This window comes from Actinoallomurus sp. NBC_01490, assembly GCF_036227085.1.
GTDB classification, from domain to species: domain Bacteria; phylum Actinomycetota; class Actinomycetes; order Streptosporangiales; family Streptosporangiaceae; genus Actinoallomurus; species Actinoallomurus oryzae.
In genome coordinates, this window is sequence record NZ_CP109433.1 from 7,793,160 (window position 1) to 7,814,822 (window position 21,663).

25 protein-coding genes are annotated in these 21,663 nt (G+C 71.7%); 15 read left to right on the forward strand and 10 right to left on the reverse strand.

The window, feature by feature from the left end; translation table 11 throughout:
- The first annotated feature begins 39 nt into the window (after nucleotides 1–39).
- Entirely contained in the window at nucleotides 40–381 is a 342-nt protein-coding gene (locus tag OG417_RS35900; RefSeq protein ID WP_329238488.1) for a hypothetical protein, read from the forward strand.
- Between the two features lie 44 nt (nucleotides 382–425).
- Nucleotides 426–809 (forward strand): zinc ribbon domain-containing protein, encoded by a 384-nt coding sequence (locus OG417_RS54540; protein ID WP_442875775.1) that lies wholly within the window; start codon nucleotides 426–428, stop codon nucleotides 807–809.
- Nucleotides 810–1,011: 202 nt separating this feature from the next.
- On the opposite strand, the gene OG417_RS35905 is transcribed toward OG417_RS54540, so the two are convergent.
- Nucleotides 1,012–1,479, reverse strand: a complete 468-nt coding sequence (locus OG417_RS35905) for a MarR family winged helix-turn-helix transcriptional regulator (RefSeq protein WP_329238491.1) — start codon at nucleotides 1,477–1,479, stop codon at nucleotides 1,012–1,014.
- Between the two features lie 249 nt (nucleotides 1,480–1,728).
- Between OG417_RS35905 and OG417_RS35910 the strand changes: the two genes are divergently transcribed.
- Both OG417_RS35910 and OG417_RS35915 read left to right on the forward strand, forming a co-directional pair.
- Nucleotides 1,729–2,043 (forward strand): isochorismatase family protein, encoded by a 315-nt coding sequence (locus tag OG417_RS35910; RefSeq protein WP_329262822.1) that lies wholly within the window; start codon nucleotides 1,729–1,731, stop codon nucleotides 2,041–2,043.
- A 47-nt stretch (nucleotides 2,044–2,090) separates the two neighbouring features.
- Nucleotides 2,091–2,657, forward strand: a complete 567-nt coding sequence (locus OG417_RS35915) for a YbhB/YbcL family Raf kinase inhibitor-like protein (protein WP_329238495.1) — start codon at nucleotides 2,091–2,093, stop codon at nucleotides 2,655–2,657.
- A 60-nt stretch (nucleotides 2,658–2,717) separates the two neighbouring features.
- Here OG417_RS35915 and OG417_RS35920 read toward each other — a convergent pair whose 3' ends face one another.
- From OG417_RS35920 to OG417_RS35935, 4 genes are all read right to left on the reverse strand, one after another.
- Complete coding sequence (locus OG417_RS35920) at nucleotides 2,718–2,861, reverse strand: hypothetical protein (protein WP_329238498.1); 144 nt, start codon at nucleotides 2,859–2,861, stop codon at nucleotides 2,718–2,720.
- 11 nt (nucleotides 2,862–2,872) lie between these two features.
- A complete protein-coding gene (locus OG417_RS35925; RefSeq protein ID WP_329238500.1) occupies nucleotides 2,873–3,076 on the reverse strand; it encodes a hypothetical protein in 204 nt (67 codons plus the stop codon).
- Between the two features lie 76 nt (nucleotides 3,077–3,152).
- Nucleotides 3,153–3,605 carry a MarR family winged helix-turn-helix transcriptional regulator gene (locus OG417_RS35930; protein ID WP_329238503.1) on the reverse strand — a complete coding sequence of 151 codons (453 nt, stop codon included), beginning with the start codon at nucleotides 3,603–3,605 and terminating at the stop codon, nucleotides 3,153–3,155.
- Nucleotides 3,606–3,673: 68 nt separating this feature from the next.
- A complete protein-coding gene (locus tag OG417_RS35935; protein WP_329238506.1) occupies nucleotides 3,674–4,924 on the reverse strand; it encodes an aspartate aminotransferase family protein in 1,251 nt (416 codons plus the stop codon).
- 92 nt (nucleotides 4,925–5,016) lie between these two features.
- On the opposite strand from OG417_RS35935, the gene OG417_RS35940 reads away from it, so the two are divergent.
- On the forward strand, nucleotides 5,017–6,486 hold the full coding sequence (locus OG417_RS35940; protein ID WP_329238509.1) for an NAD-dependent succinate-semialdehyde dehydrogenase: 1,470 nt from the start codon (nucleotides 5,017–5,019) through the stop codon (nucleotides 6,484–6,486).
- A gap of 90 nt (nucleotides 6,487–6,576) precedes the next feature.
- Nucleotides 6,577–7,047: a class I SAM-dependent methyltransferase gene (locus tag OG417_RS35945; protein ID WP_329238512.1), complete on the forward strand. Its 471-nt coding sequence runs from the start codon at nucleotides 6,577–6,579 to the stop codon at nucleotides 7,045–7,047.
- Between the two features lie 59 nt (nucleotides 7,048–7,106).
- On the opposite strand, the gene OG417_RS35950 is transcribed toward OG417_RS35945, so the two are convergent.
- The 4 genes from OG417_RS35950 to OG417_RS35965 are packed head-to-tail and all read right to left on the reverse strand — an operon-like array spanning nucleotide 7,107 to nucleotide 9,806.
- Nucleotides 7,107–7,772, reverse strand: coding sequence for a GntR family transcriptional regulator (locus OG417_RS35950; RefSeq protein ID WP_329238515.1), 666 nt, complete (start codon nucleotides 7,770–7,772; stop codon nucleotides 7,107–7,109).
- Nucleotide 7,773: 1 nt separating this feature from the next.
- Entirely contained in the window at nucleotides 7,774–8,496 is a 723-nt protein-coding gene (locus OG417_RS35955; RefSeq protein ID WP_329238518.1) for a maleate cis-trans isomerase family protein, read from the reverse strand.
- 39 nt (nucleotides 8,497–8,535) lie between these two features.
- Nucleotides 8,536–9,279 carry a maleate cis-trans isomerase family protein gene (locus tag OG417_RS35960; RefSeq protein WP_329262825.1) on the reverse strand — a complete coding sequence of 248 codons (744 nt, stop codon included), beginning with the start codon at nucleotides 9,277–9,279 and terminating at the stop codon, nucleotides 8,536–8,538.
- Between the two features lie 32 nt (nucleotides 9,280–9,311).
- Nucleotides 9,312–9,806, reverse strand: coding sequence for a DUF3830 family protein (locus OG417_RS35965; RefSeq protein ID WP_329238521.1), 495 nt, complete (start codon nucleotides 9,804–9,806; stop codon nucleotides 9,312–9,314).
- A 241-nt stretch (nucleotides 9,807–10,047) separates the two neighbouring features.
- Between OG417_RS35965 and OG417_RS35970 the strand changes: the two genes are divergently transcribed.
- From OG417_RS35970 to OG417_RS36010, 9 genes are all read left to right on the forward strand, one after another.
- Complete coding sequence (locus OG417_RS35970; protein WP_329238524.1) at nucleotides 10,048–11,022, forward strand: D-2-hydroxyacid dehydrogenase; 975 nt, start codon at nucleotides 10,048–10,050, stop codon at nucleotides 11,020–11,022.
- On the forward strand, nucleotides 11,022–12,422 hold the full coding sequence (locus OG417_RS35975) for an amidase (protein ID WP_329238527.1): 1,401 nt from the start codon (nucleotides 11,022–11,024) through the stop codon (nucleotides 12,420–12,422). Before OG417_RS35970 ends, OG417_RS35975 begins: the two co-directional genes overlap by 1 nt.
- Before the next feature lie 56 nt (nucleotides 12,423–12,478).
- Nucleotides 12,479–12,709, forward strand: a complete 231-nt coding sequence (locus OG417_RS35980) for a hypothetical protein (RefSeq protein ID WP_329238530.1) — start codon at nucleotides 12,479–12,481, stop codon at nucleotides 12,707–12,709.
- A 67-nt stretch (nucleotides 12,710–12,776) separates the two neighbouring features.
- Nucleotides 12,777–13,793 carry an ROK family protein gene (locus OG417_RS35985; RefSeq protein ID WP_329238534.1) on the forward strand — a complete coding sequence of 339 codons (1,017 nt, stop codon included), beginning with the start codon at nucleotides 12,777–12,779 and terminating at the stop codon, nucleotides 13,791–13,793.
- Nucleotides 13,790–14,869: an agmatinase family protein gene (locus OG417_RS35990; RefSeq protein WP_329238537.1), complete on the forward strand. Its 1,080-nt coding sequence runs from the start codon at nucleotides 13,790–13,792 to the stop codon at nucleotides 14,867–14,869. The genes OG417_RS35985 and OG417_RS35990 overlap by 4 nt, the downstream gene beginning before the upstream one ends.
- Before the next feature lie 199 nt (nucleotides 14,870–15,068).
- Complete coding sequence (locus OG417_RS35995; RefSeq protein WP_329238539.1) at nucleotides 15,069–15,824, forward strand: winged helix-turn-helix domain-containing protein; 756 nt, start codon at nucleotides 15,069–15,071, stop codon at nucleotides 15,822–15,824.
- Nucleotides 15,825–15,989: 165 nt separating this feature from the next.
- Entirely contained in the window at nucleotides 15,990–16,826 is an 837-nt protein-coding gene (locus OG417_RS36000; protein ID WP_329238542.1) for a TIGR02452 family protein, read from the forward strand.
- 220 nt (nucleotides 16,827–17,046) lie between these two features.
- Nucleotides 17,047–17,154, forward strand: a complete 108-nt coding sequence (locus tag OG417_RS36005) for an LPXTG cell wall anchor domain-containing protein (RefSeq protein ID WP_329238545.1) — start codon at nucleotides 17,047–17,049, stop codon at nucleotides 17,152–17,154.
- Nucleotides 17,151–18,206 carry a glycosyltransferase family 2 protein gene (locus tag OG417_RS36010; protein WP_329238547.1) on the forward strand — a complete coding sequence of 352 codons (1,056 nt, stop codon included), beginning with the start codon at nucleotides 17,151–17,153 and terminating at the stop codon, nucleotides 18,204–18,206. Before OG417_RS36005 ends, OG417_RS36010 begins: the two co-directional genes overlap by 4 nt.
- Nucleotides 18,207–18,515: 309 nt before the next feature.
- Here OG417_RS36010 and OG417_RS36015 read toward each other — a convergent pair whose 3' ends face one another.
- A complete protein-coding gene (locus OG417_RS36015) occupies nucleotides 18,516–21,515 on the reverse strand; it encodes an FHA domain-containing protein (RefSeq protein WP_329238549.1) in 3,000 nt (999 codons plus the stop codon).
- Nucleotides 21,516–21,663 lie beyond the last annotated feature (148 nt).

A 21,663-nucleotide genomic window follows, 5' to 3' on the forward strand; every position in this document is an offset into this window, starting at 1 on the left:
TCGGGTTGGCTGGTCTCGGCGGGGGATGTGTGGGCGTGCGTGTTGGGGGTGAACCGGTGGCGGCGCCAGCGTGGCCTGCCGGCGATCGTGAGTTATCAGGCGTTGTGCCGGGAGTCGTCGGCCGCAGGACCGGGCACGTTCGGGGAGTTGGACACGGTCGGGGCACGGTCGGTGCTGCGGCGTTACAGCGACGCGTGGTTCGCCACGGCTGCGCGCCGCAAAGACGGCGAGGCAGCGGCGCGGTTCCCACGGCGTAAACGCCGGCTGATGCCGGTGCGCTTCTACCACGGCACGTTCACCCTGGAGGCGCGGCGATGGCGGATCCCGACCGGTCGGGGGAACGCGCCGTTGTGGGTGCGGTTGGACCGGCCGGTCCCCTGATCCGGTGTTTGACCGACAAGGCCGAACAGGCCGGTATCGAGTTAATGCTGGTGGATGAGCGGGGCACCTCCTCGACCTGTCCCGCCTGTCACCGGCGGGTTCCCAAGCCCGAGGATCGGAATTTCACCTGCATTCGTTGCGGGTTCAGCGGGCACCGCGACCTGGTCGGCGGCGCCAACATCGCCCGGCGCGGCCCGGGCGGCACCATCACCACCAACATGTTTCCGGTGGTGATCACGCACCGTCGAGCCGGACGGCACCTCCCCGGTGCCGGACGGTCCCGGCGTGACCCCCGACGGTCCCCCCATCACGGCACCGCACCCGGGGTCCCATGGCCGGCCGTGGCCCGCCCCACACCACGTGGGGAGTCGCCCACCACAGCGAGGATCAGCCAACCCCGCCTCCCCAACGAGGCAAACGTTGACTGACACGGCACTAGGTACGACGCGAGAGTTCCAGGGCGAACGCCTGGCCGCCATGATCGGCCACGTCCGCCGGCAGCCCCGTTCTGGCAGGACCACTGGACGGCATGAACGCGACGTCCTGTTCGGCCTCGGAGCTGACCCGCCCAGCCACCACCCCACGCACATCGACGCGAAGAATCACGCTGAGCCGAGCCCACGGAGCCGCTTACCGCGACTTCTCTCCCGGATGCTCGTCGCCCCCCGAGTCGGCGATGCCGCGGAGCAGTGCCGCGGCGCGGGCGATGACCGCGCGGTCTTCGGCGCTGAGGGCGCGTAGTTGTTCGTCGAGCCAGGCGTTGCGCTGCGCCCGGGCGGCACCGGCGAGTTCGTCGCCTTCCGCGGTGGCGCTGAAGAGTACTTTGCGGCCGTCGCTCGGGTCACGGGTGCGTACGGCGTAGCCGGCCGAGGTGAGGCGGTTCACGATCTGACTCATGGAGGCGGGAGAGACCCGGTCGTGCTCACTGAGTTCGGTGAGGGTCTGCGGTCCGTGCTTGTGGAGGCGGGTGAGCACGGCGAGTGCCGCGTCTCCGAGGCCGCCTTCGGGGCGTTCGCTGCGAAAGCGGCGATAGAGGCGTCCGACGGCGGAGCGCACAAGCCCACCGAGATCGGCCTCTTCAGTTGCGTCCTTCTCCATAGCTCCTTAGTATACCTAAAGAAAAGCCCTTCATATACCTAATTAAAAATGCCGAACCACGACTCCGGCTACCGGAGCCCGGTCCTGCCCCTTTCCGGTTCATCCCTGATATCCCCAAGGAGCTCGATCGATGCCGCCGACCACTCTCGACCCGGCGCCCGCCCTCGTCGTCATCGACTTGCAGAAGGGGATCGTCTCCGACGCGGTCGCGCACGTCGTGCGCAACGCGGCAGCCCTGGCGACCACCTGATCACCAAGCGGCGCCGCAGCGCCTTCCACGACACAGGCCTCGACACCCTGTTGCGTGACCTCGGCGTCACTCAGGTCATGCTCGCCGGCGTCTCCACCAGCGCAGGGGCCGAGTCCACCGCACGCTCCGCCCACGACCACGGCTACCACGTCGTCCTCGCCACGGGCGCGATGGCCGACCCCGACCCCGACTCCCACCGGCACAGCCTCGAACGCACCTTCCCCGAACTCGGCGAGACCACCACCAGCGCCGAGATCATCGAATTCCTCGACCGCAGGCCAGGCCGCACCGACGGTGCCACGCGTCGGCCGTAGCCCGGGCTCACAGGCAACCGGATTCACCCGTAGAAGGAGACGGAATCATGCCCGCGAATCCCCTCGGCGTCGCGCTGCGCAACCGGCGCGCCGGCCACCACACCCTCGTCTGGGCCCGCGCCGGCCTGCAGGCCCCAGAGAACTTCACCCTGACCAGCCCCGCCTTCGAGCACGAGGCGCCCATCCCGGAAAAGCACCGCGGCAGGCTCTTCGGCGCGAACATCTCGCCCGCCCTCGACTGGACGCAGCCACCGGCCGGCACCGTCGAGCTGGTACTCATCGTGCAAGATCCCGACGTCCCTCTCAGCAAGCCCGCTGTCCACGCGCTCACCCTGGGTATCGACCCTTCGCTCACCGGCATCCCGGAGAACGCCCTGGCCGACCCCAGCCCCATTCCCGGCATCCGACACGGGAAAGGCGGGCTCGGCCGCCGCGGCTGGGCCGGACCCATGCCGATCCGATCACACGGGCCCCACACCTATGCCTTCCAGCTCTTCGCCCTCGATCAAGCCCTCCGGCTGCCCGACCGCTTCACCCTTGACGACGTGATCGCCGCCATCGCAGGCCACACCATCGGCCGCGCCCGGCTGGACGGAACGTACGAAATCAGCTAGGACAAAAGCCGCCGCGCCGTCGACCATTCTCTGCCGGCGACACAGGACCGCGGTTGATGATCAGCGGTCGGTGCCGTCGAGGAACCGGAGGAGCACGGCGGCCTCCACACGGAGCCGTGTCGCCCGGTCCGCCTGCGCGGGTGCCGTCAGCTGGGAGGCGACGGCGAGCCGCTCGCCGGCCTCGGCTCGCACGATGTCCGCCATACCGCGCTCGCTCAGCCGACGCCGCAGCGCCGCGGGGCGCCGACACCGACGGGCGACTGTTCGATGGCCAGGCCACGTGCCGCGGATCCGTCCACGGGCACCGCCTCGGCGTTGTCCAGCGCGGCGAGCGCCGAACGCAGCGCGCTCACCGCGGCCTTGTCGCGGGCGCTCATCGCTTCGGGCAGGGCTTGACGCATGCGAAGGCGTAGGGACATGCCGGCGACCTATGGCCGTGTCCCTGACCCCACAACGGAATATGTCCGGCGACCCGCGGCCGGCCGCGCCGGAGCGTCAGGTCAGCCGGCGGGCGAGGATCTCGCTGATCTCGCCCAGCCGGCGGACCTGGTCCTCGTCGAGCGTGTCGAAGATGACGCTGCGCACGGTCTCCACGTGCCCGGGGGCGGCGGCCTCCAGCGCCGCGAAGCCGTCGTCGGTGAGCACCGCGATCTGGCCGCGCCGGTCGGTCGGGCAGTTCTCCCGGCGCACCCAGCCGCGCTCCTCCAGGCGCGCGATGGCGTGGGAGAGCCGGCTCGCCGACATCCGTGTGGCGTCGGCGAGCTCGGCCATCCGCAGGGCCCGGCCGGCCTCCTCGGACAGCCGCACCAGGATCTCGTAGTAGGCGTGTGGAAGGCCCGAGTCGCGGCGCAGCTGGGCGTCGATCGCGTCGAGCAGCAGCCGGTGCGAGTACAGGTAGGAACGCCAGATGCGCTGCTCCTCGGCGTTCAACCATCGCGTCTCGGTCACGAACAAGATTCTAGTTAGGGCGGATTTCCGCCCTTATATCGGCGCGGAGTCGGCGCGGGTCGGCCACGTCACTCCACCGCCGCGGCGACCGCCTCGGACCAGATCTGGACCGCCTCGTCGATCTGCGCCGCGTCGACCACCAGCGGCGGGATCATCCGGACGACGTTGCCGTACGCGCCGCAGGTCAGCAGCAGCAGACCGCGCTGCGCCGCCTCCCGCTGGGCGCGCTGGGCCGCCGCGGTGTCCGGCTCGCCGCCGGCGCCGAACTCGCTGCCCAGCATGAGGCCACGCCCACGTACGTCGCCGATGAGCGGATGGGCCGAGGCGACCTTGCGGAGCCCGTCGCGCAGGCGGAGCCCCATCGCGTCGGCGTTGGCCACCAGACCCTCGTCCTGGATGACGTCCAGCGTGGCCAGCGCGGCCGCGCAGGCGACGGCGTTGCCGCCGTACGTGCCGCCCTGCGAGCCGGGCCAGGCGCGGCCCATCAGCTCGGCCGGAGCGGCGATCGCCGACAGCGGGAACCCGCTGGCCAGGCCCTTGGCCGTGATGAGCACGTCGGGCCGTACGTCGGCGTGCTCGTGGCCCCAGAACCGCCCGGTGCGCCCGAAGCCGGTCTGGACCTCATCGACGATGAGCAGGCTGCCGTGCCGGTCGGCGCGCTCGCGCAGCCCCTCCAGGAACCCGGGCGGGGCGGGGATGTAGCCGCCCTCGCCGAGCACCGGTTCGACCACGAACGCGGCGGTGTCCTGGGCGGGGCTGACCGTCGCGAGCAGGTAGTCCAGCTCGCGCAGCGCGAAGCGCGTGGCCTCCTCCTCGCTCCAGCCGTACCGGTACGCCTGCGGGAACGGCGCGACCGCCGCCCCGGGCATCAGCGGGCCGATGCCCGCGCGGAACTTGGTGCCGGCCGTGGTCAGCGAGGCCGCGCCCATGGTGCGCCCGTGGAAGGAGCCGTGGAAGACCACGATGTTCTGCCGGCCGGTCGCGTGGCGGGCCAGCCGGATCGCCGCCTCGACGGCCTCGCTGCCGGAGTTGAGGTAGAACAGCGCGTCGAGGCCCTCCGGGAGCACCTCCCCCAGGCGCTCGGTGAGGCGGAGCAGCGGGCGGTGCATCACCGTCGTGTACTGGCCGTGGATGAGCGTGGCGACCTGCTCCTGCGCCGCCCGTACGACGCGCGGGTGGCAGTGCCCGGTGCTCGTCACGCCGATCCCGGCGGTGAAGTCCAGGTAGCGGCGGCCCTCCTCGTCGTAGAGGTGAACGCCCTCGCCACGGGCGGCCAGCACGGGCGTGGCCTGGGTCAGGACCGGGGACAACTGCGCCATGGGTCGCTCCTGAAGATTGTTGACAATATGATGATATGCAAGCATGCTCCAAGGGCATTGTCCAGACGCAGGTCGCAGGTCAGGAGGGCTCCATGAGCGAAGGCGAGTTCGAAACAGCGCGTACGGCGGTGGAGTCCGTGTCCAAGGGGCTGTTCGTCGGCGGCTCGTGGCGTGACGCCGCGGGCGGTGGCGCGTTCGCGGTCGAGGACCCGGCGACCGGCAAGACGCTGTGTTCGGTCGCCGACGCCACGCCCGCCGACGGCATGGCGGCGCTGGAGGCCGCGGTCGCGGCGCAGGCGTCCTGGGCGGCCACGGCGCCGCGCGAGCGCGGTGAGATCCTGCGCCGCGCCCACGAGCTGCTGCTCGCGCGCCGCGAGGAGTTCACCGCGCTGATGACCGCGGAGATGGGCAAGCCGATCGGCGAGTCGCTGGGCGAGGTCGCCTACGCCGCGGAGTTCTTCCGGTGGTTCGCCGAAGAGGCGGTGCGGATCGGCGGCGACTACGCCGTCGCGCCGGACGGCGGGAGCCGGTTCCTCGTCATGCGGCAGCCGGTGGGCCCGACGCTGCTCGTGACGCCGTGGAACTTCCCGATGGCGATGGGCACCCGCAAGATCGGTCCCGCCGTCGCGGCCGGCTGCACGATGGTGCTCAAGCCGGCCGAGCAGACGCCGCTGTCGGCGCTGGCCCTCGCCGACGTGCTGCGCGAGGCCGGTCTGCCCGACGGCGTGCTGAACGTCGTGCCGACCTCCGCCCCCGGCCCGCTGGTCGAGCCCCTGCTCCGCGACGGCCGCATTCGCAAGCTGTCGTTCACCGGCTCGACGGAGGTCGGGCGGATCCTGCTCGGCCAGTGCGCCGGCCAGGTCCTGCGGGTCTCGCTCGAGCTGGGCGGCAACGCCCCGTTCATCGTGTTCGCCGACGCCGACCTCGACGCGGCGGTCGAGGGCGCGATGCTGGCCAAGATGCGCAACATCGGCGAGGCCTGCACCGCCGCGAACCGCTTCTACGCCGAGGCCCCGATCGCCGAGGAGTTCACCCGGCGGCTGGCGACGCGGATGGGCGGGCTGACCGTCGGCCCCGGCCTGGACCCCGGCACCCAGGTCGGTCCACTGATCGACGAGGCGGGCCGGCAGAAGGTCGCCGCGCTCGTGGACGACGCGGTGAGCCGCGGCGCGACGGTCCGCACGGGCGGGTCGGTGCCGGCCGGGCCGGGCTACTTCTACCCGCCGACGGTCCTGTCGGGGGTGCCGGCCGACGCCCGGATGCGCCACGAGGAGATCTTCGGCCCGGTCGCCCCGGTAACCGTCTTCGACACCGAGGACCAGGCCCTCGCGTGGGCCAACGACACCGAGTACGGCCTGGTCGCCTACGTCTACACCCGGGATCTCGACCGGGCGCTGCGGGTGTCGGAGGCGCTCGACACCGGCATGGTCGGACTCAACCGGGGCGTGGTGTCCAACCCGGCGGCGCCCTTCGGCGGCGTCAAGCACTCGGGCCTCGGCCGCGAGGGCGGCAAGGTGGGCATCGAGGAGTTCCTGGAGACCAAGTACATCGCCCTGGGCTGAGGCGGCGGGGGCCGGTCGCCGGGGACCGGCCGCGGGGGGCCGCCGCTCGGGAGGCCGGCGGCCCACCCGCGGAGCCGTCCCGTCCCGGCCGTGGATCCCGGGCATGTCACGGCGCAGCTGAGCGATCTGGGCGTCGGCGCCTTCGGGATCGACCTGTCTCCCAAGATGATCGAAGTGGCCCGCCGCGCTCACCCCGGCGTGCGCTTCACGGTGGGTTCGATGACGGCACTCGGCCTCGCCGACGCCTCGGTCCGCGGGCTGCTCGCCTTCTGGTCGTTGATCCACGTTCCCGACGACGTGGTTCCCGCGGTCCTCGGGCAGTTCCGGCGGGTGCTGCGCCCCGGCGGCCCGCTGCTGCTCGGCTTCCACCTCGGCGACGGCTCGCGGCTCAAGACGCAGGGTTACGGCGGACACCCGATGAAGGTGACCGTGCACCGCCGCACGGCCGACCGGATGGCATCCTGGCTGGACGGCGCCGGCTTCGTCGTCGAGTCCCAGCTGCTGCTGAACCTCGACGAGGCGCTTCCCGGCGCGATCCTGTTCGCGCCTCGGCGCTCCTAGGACGTGCCCGACGGCCTCGCCACGGCGGGCTCGCCGTCCGGCCTCGGGCGCGTACCGCGTTAGTCTGCCGGGGGGCGCAGGCGCTCGATGGAGTCGGTCATGTGCTCCTCGATGAGCCGCAGGAGGCGTTCTTCGTCGCCGTCGTTGATCGCCTCGACCAGCTTGCGGTGCTCCTCGACCAGGTCCTCCGGCTCCGGGTACTTCTCCTGGAGCGCGTTCAGGCACATCCGGGCCTCGACGAGCAGCGTCTGGGACATGCGCTCGAGGCGCGGGCTCCCCGACGACGCGACGAGCACCTGGTGGAAGGCCTGGTCGGCGTCGCTCATCGCGATGCGGTCGCGCTGGCCGGCCGCGTCCACCAGCGCCTGGAGCGCCTCGGTGAGCCGGACGAGGGCCTCGCCACGGTTGCGCTCCATGATCATCCGGCAGGCGGCGCGCTCGATGGCGAGGCGGGCGAGGTAGACGTCCTCCACGTCGTCCTCGGCCAATGTGATCACGAACAGGCCGCGGTGCGGCTCGCTGCGCAGCAGGCCCTCCTGGACGAGGCGCTGCATGGCCTCGCGCAGCGGCCCGCGGCTGACGCCGAGGCGCGCCGCGAGGTCGGCCTCGCCGAGCTGCGAGCCGGGAGCCAGCGATCCGTACATGATCGCGGATCGCAGCTCGTCCGAGATGATCTCAACGGTGGATCTTCGGGGTACGGGCTCGAGCTCGCCCAGCCGTCCCATGTCAAGCAGCCTCCGTACGGAAAAGTGTGCCCGCTCCGGAACGCAGGCCGTGGTCACCGGCGAGGCGAAGGCCCTCCCAGACGCTCACCTGGTTGGCGGTGAGCACGGGCTTGCCCAGCCGTTCGTCGAGGTCGTCGAGCCAGGCCACGGTGTGCAGCGCCGTGTCGGGCACCAGCACGGCATCGGCGTCGGCGTGGTCGTTGGCGGCGACGAAGCCGAGCACCTCGTCGCGGCCCAGGGTGCCGACCTCGGCCGCGGTGATGATGCCCCGGCACGAGAGCGCGACCACCTCGATGCCGCTCTCGTGCAGGAAGCCGGAGAAGCGCTCGGCGACGTCCGCCGGGTAGGTCGCCGCCACCGCGACCCGGCGTACGCCGAGATGCCGGACGGCGTTCACGAAGGCGAACGAGGTGCTGGACGCGGGCACGCCCGCGGCCTGTTCGACCCCGGCGACCTGCTCGGCCGCGCCCTGCCGCCCGAACACGAAGCTGCCGCTGGTGCAGGCCCAGATCGCGGTGCTCACGCCGAGGTCGCGCAGCTTACGCGCGCCCTCGGCGAGAACGTCCGGGCCGCCGATGTCGAGCAGGGCGTCCACACGGTGCGCGTCCTCACGCATGAGCGTGTGCACCACCGGCAGGCTCACGTCGCCGAGGACACGTTCCATCCGCGGATAGTCGTCCTCGGCGCTGAACCCCGGGTAGAGGATCCCGACCGTGTGGCCCATCTTCTCTCCATATTGGCAGATTGTTTACAACTTACCGCGTTACGCCGCAGTCGGACGTACGGCCTCGACGAGCCACTGGCCGGTGCCCATCGCCTGCGCTCCCATCGCCCGCAGCGCCGCGCACATCGTCACCTGGTTCGCGGTGAGCACCGGCTTGCCGAGCGCGCGCTCCAGCGGCGCGATGATGTCGTACGTCGGGACGTTGGTACAGCTGACGAAGATCGCCTCGGCGTCCGGCCGGTCGACCGCGCGGACCGCCGCGACCACCTCGGAGTAGCCGACCTTCCAGATGTGGTTCATCAGGCCGAGCCCGATGCTGGAGCCCGTCTCGATGCCGTGCTCGCCGAGAAAGGTGAGCAGCCGGTCGGTGACACTGTCGATGTACGGCGTGACGACCCCGATCCTGCTGACGCCGAGGAGGCGGAGCGACTCGACCAGCGCACCGGAGGTCGTCGTGGCCGCGGGCGCGCCGGCGTCCAGGATGCTCTGGCTCAGCAGCCGCTCGCCCTCCGCGCCGTGCACGAAGCTGCCCGAGGCACAGGCGAAGGCGACGACCAGCGGCTCCGGCGCCAGCACGTCGCGCGTCGCCCGGCGTACGGTGTCGACGTCGGCCAGCGCCGAGGCCATCTCGACGGTCACCGGCACCGGCACGAACGGCAGCCGGGTCATGTACAGCGACACGTGGTCGGGCGCCCAGCGCCACAACTCGCGGTCGAGGGCGAAGTCGAAGGGCGCGACCACGCCGACGCCGACCTGGGCGACCAGTTCGAAGTCGACGACCACGTCCGCGGGACCGCCCGGAGGTAGGTCGGCGCTCACCGTTCGTACCGCTGGTACACCAGGCGCTCGCCCACGCTGCCCGAGCGCCACACGTCGTTGCACGCCTCGGCCATCGGCTCCAGACCCTCGACGATCGTGGCGTAGACGTTGCCGGGCACCCAGCCCACGTCGCCGTTGAGGAGCAGGTTGTTGCGGCCGTAGAAGATCGCCAGATCGATCACGCCCGGAAGCGCGTCGATCCCCTTCTCCTCCTTGAAGCGCCGGTCGAGCATGCCGCCGTTGAAGGAGAAGTAGACGACGTCGCCGGGGATCGGCGTGACCGTGGGGTTCTCCAGGCCGGGCTCCTCGGCGGCGAAGCGCTCGACCATCGTGTAGACCTCATTGCGGGCGTACTTGGCGTGGTAGATGTCGCCGCCCTGCGGGAGCGCCCGCCACACCGCCTCGCACGTACGAGGCGCGTCCTTGTCGAGCAGTTCCGCGACGCACGACACACCGCGGCGCTCCAGCGTGATCTTGATATGTCTCGGCATGCCAGACCTCCCACTGCACATGGTCGAGGTGAGGCACGTCGCTCACCCCGATGACTTCCCTGCGGGCGCCTTGGGATCCGTCCTGGCCTCTGGTCCGGGTGATGAGGTCCGGGGTGGGTTCAGGTTGCGACGGTCTTGCAGCACTTCATCAGCTCTGGCGCTGATTGTTGACAATCATACGAAGTCTGCCTAGCGTGTCAATGCCCCTGGTGACCTCGGAATACGCACGGGAGCGTCAGCTGTGACCACGCGGAATCCGGCCGTTCTCGTCCTGGAAGGCGATGCCCCGCCGCCCCGGTTGGCCGCCATCGGACGGCTCGCCGACGTACGGCGTACGGACGCGGCCGGCCTGGCGGAGGCGCTGCCGGGCGCCGAGGTGCTCTTCCTGTGGGACTTCTGGTCCGACGCCGTCGCCGCCGCGTGGCCGCACGCCGACGCGCTCCGGTGGGTGCACATCGCCAGCGCGGGGGTCGACCGGCTGCTGTTCCCCGGCCTCGTCGAGAGCGACGTCGTGGTCACCAACTCGCGCGGCGTCTTCGACGAGCCGATCGCCGAGTACGTCCTCGGGCTGATCCTCTGCTTCGCCAAGGACCTGCACACCACGGTGCGCCTGCAGGACCGCCGCGAGTGGCGGCACCGCGACGCCGAGCGCATCACCGGTGCCCGCGTCCTGGTCGTCGGCACCGGCCCGATCGGCCGGGCCATCGGGCGCCGCCTGTCCGCCGTCGGCATGGCCGTCTCGGGCATCGGCCGCTCCGGCCGGGCGGGCGACCCGGACCTGGGTGACGTACGGCCGTTCGGCGAGCTGGCCCCGGCGCTCGCCGACGCCGACTACGTCGTGCTCGCCGCGCCGCTCACCGACCTCACCCGCGACATGATCGACGCCACCGCGCTGGCCCGGATGCGGCCCTCCGCCCGGCTCATCAACGTCGGCCGCGGCGGGCTCGTGGTGGAGAAGGCACTGGTCGACGCGCTGTCCGAGGGCCGCATCGCCGGAGCGGCGCTCGACGTGTTCGCGACCGAGCCGCTGGCGGAGTCCTCGCCGCTCTGGACGCTGCCGAACGTCCTGGTCTCCCCCCACATGGCGGGTGACACGGTCGGCTGGCACGACGAGCTGGCCGAGCTGTTCCTCGACAACCTGGGCCGCTACCGGGACGGACGTCCGCTGGTGAATGTGGTCGACAAGAAGCTGGGATACGTCACGAGAGGGACCTGATGGCCGAGATCGCGTACCTCACCGCGAGCGAGATGCTGGCCGCCTTCCGCGCCGGGAGCCTGTCACCGGTCGAGGCGACGTCCGCCGTCCTGGCACGCATCGCCGAGGCCGATCCGTCGGTCAACGCGTTCTGCCTCGTCACCGCCGACGAGGCCCTCGCGGCGGCGCGCGCGTCGGAGGAGCGCTGGCGGCGCGGCGAGCCGCTCGGGCGCCTCGACGGCGTCCCCATCTCGATCAAGGACGTCCTGCTGACCCGCGGCCACCCCACGCTCCGCGGCTCGCGCACGATCGCGCCGGACGGCCCGTGGCCGGACGACTCCCCCGCCGTCGCGCGGGTGCGCGAGCACGGCGGCGTGATCGTCGGCAAGACCACGACGCCCGAGCTCGGCTGGAAGGGCGTCACGGACGGACCGCTGACCGGAGTCACCCGCAACCCCTGGGACCCGTCGCGTACGCCGGGCGGTTCCAGCGGAGGCGCCGCCGCGGCGGTCGCCCTCGGCATGGCGCCGCTCGCCCTGGGCACCGACGGGGGCGGCTCGGTGCGCATCCCGGCCGCCTTCACGGGTGTCTTCGCGCACAAGCCGACGTACGGCCGGGTGCCGCACTTCCCGGCGAGCCCGTTCGGCACGCTCGCACACGTGGGCCCGATCACCTGGAGCGTCGCCGACGCCGAGCTGCTGCTCGAGGTGATCTCGGAGCCCGACAGCCGCGACTGGTCGGCGCTGCCGCCGGCCGTCCCGGCCGAGCCGGTCGACCTGCGGGGCCTGCGGATCGCCTTCAGCCCGGCACTCGGATACGCCTCGGTGGACGCGGAGGTGGCGGCGGTCGTGGAGAAGGCGGTCGCGGTCTTCACCGACCTCGGCGCTCAGGTGGAGCAGGCCGACCCGGGCTTCGCCGATCCGGTGGAGGCCTTCCACGTCCTCTGGTTCGCCGGCGCCGCCAAGTCGGTGGAGTCGCTCACCCCCGCCCAGCGCGAGCTGCTGGACCCGGGCCTGCGGGAGATCTCCGAGCAGGGCGCGCGGCACTCCGCGCTCGACTACCTCACGGCGACCGCGTGCCGGATGGAGCTGGGCCGCCTGATGGGCGCCTTCCACGAGGACTACGACCTGCTGCTGACCCCGGCGATGCCCATTCCGGCGTTCGAGGCCGGCCGTGAGGCGCCGGCCGGCTCGCCGTCGCCCCGGTGGACGAGCTGGACGCCGTTCACCTATCCGTTCAACATGACCCAGCAGCCGGCGGCCAGCGTGCCGTGCGGCTTCACGTCGGCCGGCCTGCCGGTGGGGCTGCAGGTCGTGGGCCCGCGCCACGCGGACGCCCGCGTCCTGGCGGCCTGCCGCGCCTTCGAGCAGGCCGGCTCCTGGCACGACCGCCGGCCGGTCGTCGACGATTCGCCCGAATGAACCATTTGTTGCCTCACACCGCGTAAAGCTGGGCTCAACAGGTCCAGACCCCTAATATGAGGGCGCAACAGTCAGGTACGGCGGCCGAGGGGAACGACGTGGTGAACATCGCGGACCGGGCATCAGGCCCTGATCAGCGACCCGTCGCGGACCCGGGCGCCGCGCCGTACTCCCCGCTCGGCGGCTCGTCCGTTCACGAGGCGGACCCCGCGCCGCGGGTCGTCCGTGCCGTCGGCGATCCGCTGTCCACCGTCAGCGTGCGCGGAGGCATCGCCGTCGGGCACTAGGCGTGGTACGACGAGGCGGGCCGCCCTCGACGCGCACACGGTCGGGGGCTCGGATAAGGAGCGAAGAATGCCGGACACCTGGGTCGTCGTGGGCCTGGACAACGGGGGCACCTGCAACAACGCGACGGTGCTGGACGCGTCGGGGAAGTTCCTCGTCGACCGGCTGGTGGAGATCCCCAGCCGCGTCACCGAGGGCCCGGAGATCGCGGTCGGAGCCCTGGCCGAGGCCTTGGAGGGCGTCCTGGCCCTCACCGGTGTCGAGCGGTCACGGGTCCGCGCCGTCGGGCTGGACACCCCCGGACCGGCCAGCGCCGACGGCGTGATCTCCTCCAAGGGCGCGACGAACTTCCCCCAGCCGGCCTGGTGGGGCTTTGACGTCCGTACGGCGCTGGAAGAGCGGCTCGGCCTGCCGGTCGTCTACAACAACGACGGGAACGCCGCCGCCCTGTACGCCCACCACGCCCACTTCGGCGCGGAGGCGGCGGAGCACTCCTCGATCTCGGCCATCGTCGGCACCGGCCTGGGCGGCGGCGTGATCGAGGCCGGCCAGGTCGTACGCGGCGCGGCGGGCATGGCGGGCGAGCTGGGGCACGTGCACATCCCGATGGAGGGACTGCTGGCGGAGGGGCAGCCGCTGCCGATGTGCAACTGCGGGTTCGGCGCCGACGCCGAGAGCGTCGCCTCCCTGACCGGCATCGCGGCGAACCTGCTCCCGTACTGGCTGACCCGCTTCCCCGGGCACGAGCTGGCGGGTGTGCCGATCCTGGAGGCGGCCAAGCTCGTCCGCTCCCGCGGCGAGGACGGCGACCCTCTCGCGCTGAAGATCTTCGAGCAGCAGGCGATGGCGCTGGGCCGACTCTTCACGATCGCGGCCAACTTCACCGACCCGAGCGCGTACTTCATCGGCGGCGGCGTGGTCGAGACGGGCCCGAAGTTCCGCGAGTGGTTCCTGGACACGGTGCGCGAGCACACCGTCCTGCGCGAAGAACAGCAGCGGGTGGCCTCGTTCGCGCTGGTCCCGGACCTGGACATGGCCGGCGCGCGCGGGGCCGCGATCGCCGCGCGCGACGCCTCCGCGCCGTGAGCTCCTCACGGCCGCACGGGCCCATGCGCGTCAACCGCTCATCGGAGCTGGAGTGGAGCGGTGTCCAGACGTTCATGAAGGCGCCGGTGTGCCTGACACCGGAGGACCTGCGAGCGGGCAAGGTGGACGTCGCGGTCGGCGGCGCGCCCTGGGACGGCACGGCGTCCGGCCTCAGCGGCACCCGCCTGGGCCCCCGTGCCATCCGGCAGGGCGACTACATCTCCGGGTCGCGGTACATCACCCACCTCGGCGTCCGGGTGAACCCGCTGGACCATCTCGTCCTGGCCGACTACGGCGACGCCGAGGTGCTGATCGGCGACACCGAGGGCACGTACGAGAACATCCGCGGGTTCGTCGGCGAGATCCTCGCCGGCGGCGCGATCCCGATCATTCTCGGCGGCGACCACGGGATCACGTGGCCCGCCGCCACGGCGGTGGCCGACGCGTACGGGCACGGCAAGGTCGGCATCGTGCACTTCGACGCCCACGCGGACACCGCGCCGGACATGCAGGGCTCGCTGTACGGCCACGGCACGCCGATGCGGCGGCTGATCGAGAGCGGCGCGGTGCCCGGCCGCAACTTCGTGCAGGTGGGGTTGCGGGGGTACTGGCCCGAGCCGCCCGTCCTGGAGTGGATGGAGGCGAACGAGCTCCGCACCCACTTCATGGCCGAGATCCACCGGGACGGCTTCGGGGCGGTGCTGGAGCGCGCGGTCGACGAGGCGCTGGACTCCGCCGACCACCTGTACATCTCGCTCGACGTGGACGTCGCCGACCCCGCGTACGCTCCGGGCACCGGGACGCCGGAGCCGGGCGGTCTGACGAGCGCCGAGGTGCTGTGGGCGATCCGGCGCCTGGCCGCCGAGGTGGGAATGGTCGGCATGGACGTGGTGGAGGTCAGCCCGCCGTACGACGTGGGCCCGGACATCACGGCGCTGCTGGCACGGCGCGCAGTGATGGAGGCGCTGACGGGCACGGCCATGCGGCGGATCGGCCTGACCGAGCCGGACTACCTGGACCCTCGGTCGACGGGGTCCGGCGAGAGCCGCACGTACCGGACATCGGAGGGAACCTGACCTGTGAGGGAACCTGATGGGAATACTTCACTTAATCGATTGACAAAGCAGGGATTTCGGCCACAACCTTGTGGGGTGAGCCATGACGTTCGCCTGACGGTGCGCCTGCACGTCGATCTCCGCCTGCAGGCCAGCGCGCTGTGCGTGCCCTCCTCGCCCCGCCGCTGAATCTCCCCGCCTGGCAGGAAAAGGATTCGTCATGACCCAGCACCGGTCACCGAACCGGGCTTCGCGCCATCTCGTAGACCTGGACGCCCGCTACCGCGAGCGTCTTCACCGCGGCCACGCTCTCGCCCCGGTGGAGACGGTCCCCGCGGACGGCACCCTCCTGGACGTGGTCCCGCTCCCCGACACGGGGAAGGTCTTGATGATCGTGGCTCACGTCGTCCCCGCCTCGGCCGTACCGCCGGGCTCGCCGCCCGAGAGCGACGGCCGGCCCGCTCTCTTCCCGGCACCGCCGCGGACGACGGTGGACGCCCGGACTCCCCCCGACGCTCCGAGCACCGATGACGCCTCGGCCGCCTCGCCGGCCTCCGGCGCCGGGGCGCCGCCGGACGGCGCCTCGCCGCCGCGGGGCGTCATCGGGCAGGAGTCCTCCCCTGCCGAGTGGCCGGATCCCGCGCGAGGGGAGGACGCGCCGTCGGAGGCCCTGCGGATCGACCCGTCGTCCCGGCGCGTCTGGGTGGAGGACCGGGAGATCGGACTGACGTACCAGGAGTTCGAGCTGCTGGCGCACTTCACGACGCACCCGTGGCAGGTCTTCAGCCGGACCGACCTCATGCGGGCCCTCTGGCCGGCGGTGGACGCCACGACCCGGACGGTCGACGTGCACGTCCACCGCCTCCGCCGCAAGCTCGGCAGCGCGGGCTCCCGGCTCGCGACCGTACGGCGGGTCGGCTACACCTACCGGCCCCACGACGTGCACCGGCCCGAGCCCGCGCAGGCGGGCGAGTGACCTTCCCCGGATGACCGCCGGCTCGGTCGGCGAGCGACCGACGTCGCTCGATGGCGGAGCCGGGCGGGATCGGTGTGGCCGGGCGAGATGGTCGAGGCCGGCGGTGCGGCGGCCTGGCCGAAAAGCGTTCGCCCCGCGGATCGGGAACGATCTACGATGCGGGCGATGAGCAGCAGACTGCGTGAGGTCGCGGCGGTGAACGCGCGGATCGTCGCCGACGGCGCGTACACCGCCGAGGACGGCACCCGCGTCGCCGTACGGTCCACGCTGGACGCGGCGATCGACGGCACGGTGGGTCATCCCCCGGAGGGCGCGTTGGACGCGCCCACGGGTGATCACCGCACGGTGTTCGAGGTGACCGCGGAGGGCAGTCTGGGCGCGGCGCGGCGGTTGCATCTCTCCGGCGCCGGGCGGATCGCCGTGCTGAACTTCGCCTCCGCGCGCAACCCGGGAGGCGGATACGTCGGCGGCGCCCGGGCACAGGAAGAGGACCTCTGCCGGACCGCTCTGTTGTACCCCTGCCTTCTCCAGGCCCCCGACTACTACGCCGCACACCGCGCCTCGTCCGACCTGCTCTACAGCGACCGCGTCATCTGGTCCCCCGACGTCCCGGTGCACCGGGGCGACGACGGCCGGTTGCTGGCCGAGCCGTACCCGGTGTCGTTCCTGACCTGCGCCGCCCCGAACGCCGGTGAGGTGCTCCGGCGCGACCCCGGCGCGGGCGACACGGTCCGGCGTACGCTCTACCGGCGCGCGGAGCGCGTGCTGGCGGTGGCCGCTCACCACGGCGCCCGACGGCTGATCCTCGGCGCGTGGGGCTGCGGAGTGTTCCGCAACGACCCGAACGACGTGGCCGGCGCGTTCCACTCGCATCTGACGGGCGACGGCGCCTTCTCGTCCGCCTTCGAACGAGTGGTCTTCGCCGTCTGGGACCGCTCCCCTCGCTCCGCGAACCGCGCCGCGTTCGCCGAGCGCTTCGCCCCCGTCGGCGATCCCGCCTGAACCCGCCGGCGCCGTTCCCCGAACGACGCCCGTATCAGTGCTGATCTCGTGAGGTCGGAGCGCTGACGCGCGAGTTGTCCACAGGCGTTCGGTGGCCATCGACGTGCCGGTCGCCGGCGGCCCATCATTGCGGACATGCCCAGCGGCGGGCCCTTCCTTTCACCGGAGTGAGCCGGGCCCGCCGCCGGGCCCACCATCGACCGTCCCAAAGGGGTTGATCATGCACGGGGGCCTGCCCTTCATCGGGTTCAGCACCATCGTCTACGGGGTCGTCGGGCTGGCCGTGGCCGCCGGCGGCGCGGTCACGAGGTTCAGGAGGCGCAAGTGACGGCGACACTGACCGTGATCGTCCCGGCCCACAACGAGGAGGCGGGCCTGCCCGCGACCTTGGAGGCCATCCGGTGCCAGACGGTCCCGCCGGAGAAGGTCGTCGTCGTCGATGACGGCTCGACCGACCGCACGGGCCAGGTCGCGGCGTCCTACGGGGCGACCGTGCTGAGGCCCCCGCACAACCTGGGCAGCAAGGCCAAGGCGCAAAACCACGCACTGCCCGTCTGCGACACCGACCTCGTCCTGGCCGTCGACGCGGACACCGTGCTCGCCCCGGACTACATCGAAAAGATCAAACCGGTCTTCGACGATCCGGAGGTGGTCGTCGCGGCCGGCAACGTGCAGACCCGTTTCACCCGCACCGTCTGGGAGCGCGGTCGCTCCATCGAATACCTCTTCGGCTTCCACTGGAACCGCCCGATCCAGAACGGCGCGGGCAGCCCGGTCGTGTGCTCGGGCTGCTGCTCGGCCTTCCGCCGCACGACACTGACCGAATTCGGTGGCTTCCCCGAGCGCACCATCGTCGAGGACATGGACTTCACCTGGTCGATGCAGATCGCCGGCCGGCGCGCGGTGTACGTCGGCGAGGCCGTGGCGTGGGCGGCCGACCCGGAGACGCTGACCTATCTGCGCAAACAGGTGTGGCGCTGGATGGCGGGCTTCTTCCAGAACGTCCGCCTTCACCTCGGCTCCCTCGTGAGACGAAAACCCATGCTCGCCATCTGGATCGTGCTGGCCCTGGCCGAGATCTGCACCGCGCCTCTGTGGTGGGCGACGCCGTTCGTTCTCACGCTGGGCATGCACCGGTCCGTCGGCGCCACCCTGACGTTCTGGCTGGGGTCGGAGCTGCTGTTCACCGTCCCGCCGCTGCTCTACGCCGCCAGGCGCCGACGACTTCCGGTGCTGGGCGTGATGGCCAACATCCCCTTCGTCTACCTGACGAAGGCCGTCAACATCTACTACGCCTGGAAGGCCCTCATCGTCGAGCTCGTCCTCGTCCCCCTACGCCTGTCCCGAGGTCTCGTCATCTATGAGAAAGGCCGCGCCTGAGCGTTCCCCGTGAAGGCGCCCACGGGAACGACCCCGACGCGGCACGCGAGCAGTGACGAACCGCCACGCGCCAGCGGGGCCCACCACCTCTGCAGGACCGCCCGGACCGTCACGTGGCGGCTTGGCTTACCGCTTCCACATGACCCGCCCGGACCGACACGGCAGTGGGCCACACCGCCTCGACGCGACCGCCCGGACCGTCACACGGCAGTGGGCCACACCGCCGCCGCACGACCGGCCGGACCGTCACACGGCAGTGGACCTCACCGCCGCCGCACGACCGGCCGGACCGTCACACGGCGGCCTGGCTTACCGCTTCCGCATGACCTCCGGCTCCTGGCGCCGCAGCATCCGTTCCACCAGGAAGATGAGGATCACGCCGAGTACCACCATCATGCCCATGTCCAGCAGCCAGGTGCTGAACTGCTGCTTCCACAGCGGGTCCGGCGGGTCCTTGTGCGGGAGAAGGAAGGTGATGTCGAGTGTGCCCGCCATCGCGGCGAACGCCCACCGGGCCGGCACGAGCCAGGCGAACTGCTCCAGCACGGCCTTGCCGTCCAGATGCACGAGCGCTCCGCAGAACACGATCTGGACCAGCGTGGTGAGCACCAGCAGCGGCATCGTCATCTCGCTGGTCTTGACGATCGCGGAGATGAGCAGGCCGAGCGTCATCGCGGTGAAGGACAGCAGCGCGACGGCGATGATGAGTTCGGGCATCGGCGTGGTGATCACGCCCTTGTCCCTCATGTTGACGCCGAGCATGGCGACCAGCGTGAGCACGATGCCCTGGCCGATCGTGATCACACCGAGGACGAGCAGCTTGGAGGTGAGATAGGCCGATCTGGACAGGCCGACCGCGCGTTCTCGCTGATAGATCGGTCTTTCCTTGACCAGTTCGCGCACCGCGTTGGCGGCGCCGGTGAGGCATCCGCCGATGCACAGGATCATCAGGAGGTTGGCCGCGCCGCCCTGCGAGCCGGGCACCTTCGAGGTGAGGTCACCGGCCGGGATGACGCGCGCCACCGCGCCCATGATGATCGGCAGCGCCACCGTGATGCCGAGGAACAACGGGTCCGCCGCGATGCTGCGGATGTAGCGCCGGATCAGCGTGCTCAGCTGTTCGGGCCAGCTCTGCGGCTTGGACGGCGGCTGGTAGTTCACCGGACCGGCCTGCTGCGCCACGGGCTGGACCAGGTCGGCCGTGACGTACTTCTGGTGGGCCGGCGACTGGAGGTAACGGCCGCCCCAGTCGATCGACGGGTCGTCGAAGGCCTGGAAGACGTCGGCCCAGTCGTTGAACCCGAGGAAGGGCAGCGCCTCCTTCGGCGGGCCGAAGTACGCGATGCGGCCGCCCGGCGCCATGACGAGGAGCCGGTCGCAGATGTCGAGGTTCGCGACGCTGTGGGTGACCACCGCGACCGTGCGGCCGTCGTCGGCGAGGCCGCGCAGCATCTGCATGACCGACTTGTCCAGGCCGGGGTCCAGGCCCGACGTCGGCTCGTCCAGGAACAGCAGCGACGGCTTGGTCAGCAGCTCCAGGGCGACGCTGACGCGCTTGCGCTGGCCGCCGGACAGGGACGAGATCTTGTTGTCGCGCCGGTGGTCCAGGCCGAGTTCCTTGAGCACCTCGTCGACCCGCGCCTTGCGCTCGTGCTGGCGCGTGTCGTCGGGGAAACGCAACTCGGCGGCGTAGATGAGCGCGCGGCGCACGGTGAGCGAGGTGTGCAGGATGTCGTCCTGCGGCACCAGGCCGATGCGCGAGCGGAGTTCGGAGTAGTCGCGGTAGAGGTCACGGCCGTCGTAGGAGACCGTGCCCTGGTCGGCGGGCCGCAGACCGGTGAGCGCGCGCAGCAGGGTCGACTTGCCCGAGCCGCTGGGGCCGATGATCGCGACCAGGCACTTCTCCCCGAGCGGGAAGGACACGTGGTCCAGCAGCACCTTGCCCTTGTCGACCGTGACGGTGAGGTCGTGCGCGCTGAAGCTGACCGCGCCCGTGTCGGTGTACTCGGTGAGGACGTCGCCGACCAGGTGGAACGTTGACGGGCCGATGCCGACGATGTCGTTCGGGCCGATCATCGCGCGCTCGACGCGCTGGCCGTTGACGTAGGTGCCGCTGCGGCTGCCGACGTCGACGATCTCGTACGTCCCGCCGGACGACCGCAGCTCCGCGTGCTGGCGTGACACCCGCAGGTCGGCGACGACCATGTCGTTCTCGGGCGCCCGGCCGATGCGCAGGACCTGCTGTCCCCCCAGGTTGCGGACCTTGGTCGGCTCGCGGTACTGCCCGCCCATCGTGGGCATCGGCGCCCGCGGCGGCGGGGTGCCGTGAGTCGGCAGATAGCCGATCGGATCGTCCTGGTAGCCCTGGGCGGGCGGCATGGTGCCGGGACCGCCGAGCTGCGTGGCCTGGTCGTACGGCGGCATCGCGCCCGTACCGCCGCCCTGGCCAGGCTGCTGGTACGGCGGCATCGCGCCAGTGCCACCACCCTGGGCGGGCTGCTGGTACGGCGGCGCCGCACCCGGGCTCATGCCCTGGGTGGCCTGCTGGTACGGCGGCATCGCGCCCGTACCGCCGCCCTGGCCAGGCTGCTGGTACGGCGGCATCGCGCCAGTGCCACCACCCTGGGCGGACTGCTGGTACGGCGGCACCGTGCCGGTGCCGCCGTCCTGGGTGGCCTGCTGATATGGCGGCATCCCGCCCGTACCGCCGCCCTGCGGGTACGGCGGCGCCGCGCCCGCGCCACCACCCTGGGCGGACTGCGGATACGGGGGCATCGCGCCCGTACCGTCGCCCTGGCCCGGTGGCGGCCCGTACGGCGGCGTGCTCTGCGGCGCCGACGCGGCGGCCTGGCCCGGGTAGCCGGTGGGCGGCTGCTGCGAGGCGGGTGGCGGTGTCTGGCCCTGGGCGCCGGGCGGCGGATACACCTGACCGGGCGACTGGGGCGAGAAGCCTCCCTGCGCCTGGCCGGGATGGCCGGCCGGTTCCGTACCGGGTTCCGCGCGCGTCGCCGACGCGGGCGCGGCGCGGAAGGCGACCGGCACGCCCTGCTCCGGGTGGCCGAGCCGCACCTGGCTCCCCGGCGTCACGACGACCCGCTGCACCCGCCGGCCGCCGTCGTACGTGCCGTTGGCGCTGCCCGAGTCCTCGAGGATCCACTGGCCGCCCTCGAAGCGCAGCACGGCGTGGGAGCGCGAGACGCCCTCGACCGAGACGACGATGTCCGCCCCGGGGTCGCGGCCCAAACGGTAGGAACGTCGTGGATCCAGAGCCACTGAAACGCCGTTGCTCTCCACGACAAGCTGAGTCACGAAATCGCCTTTCCCGTCGCCGGCCCCGAGGCCCCGCGTGTCGGCGCGTCGAGAGGAGCGCATCACCAGGACCGCCGGTAAAGCGTAGGGCCTCTCGCGTAAACGCGGCAATGCTTCGAAAAGTATGCAACTAGCCCCTATCGCCCTG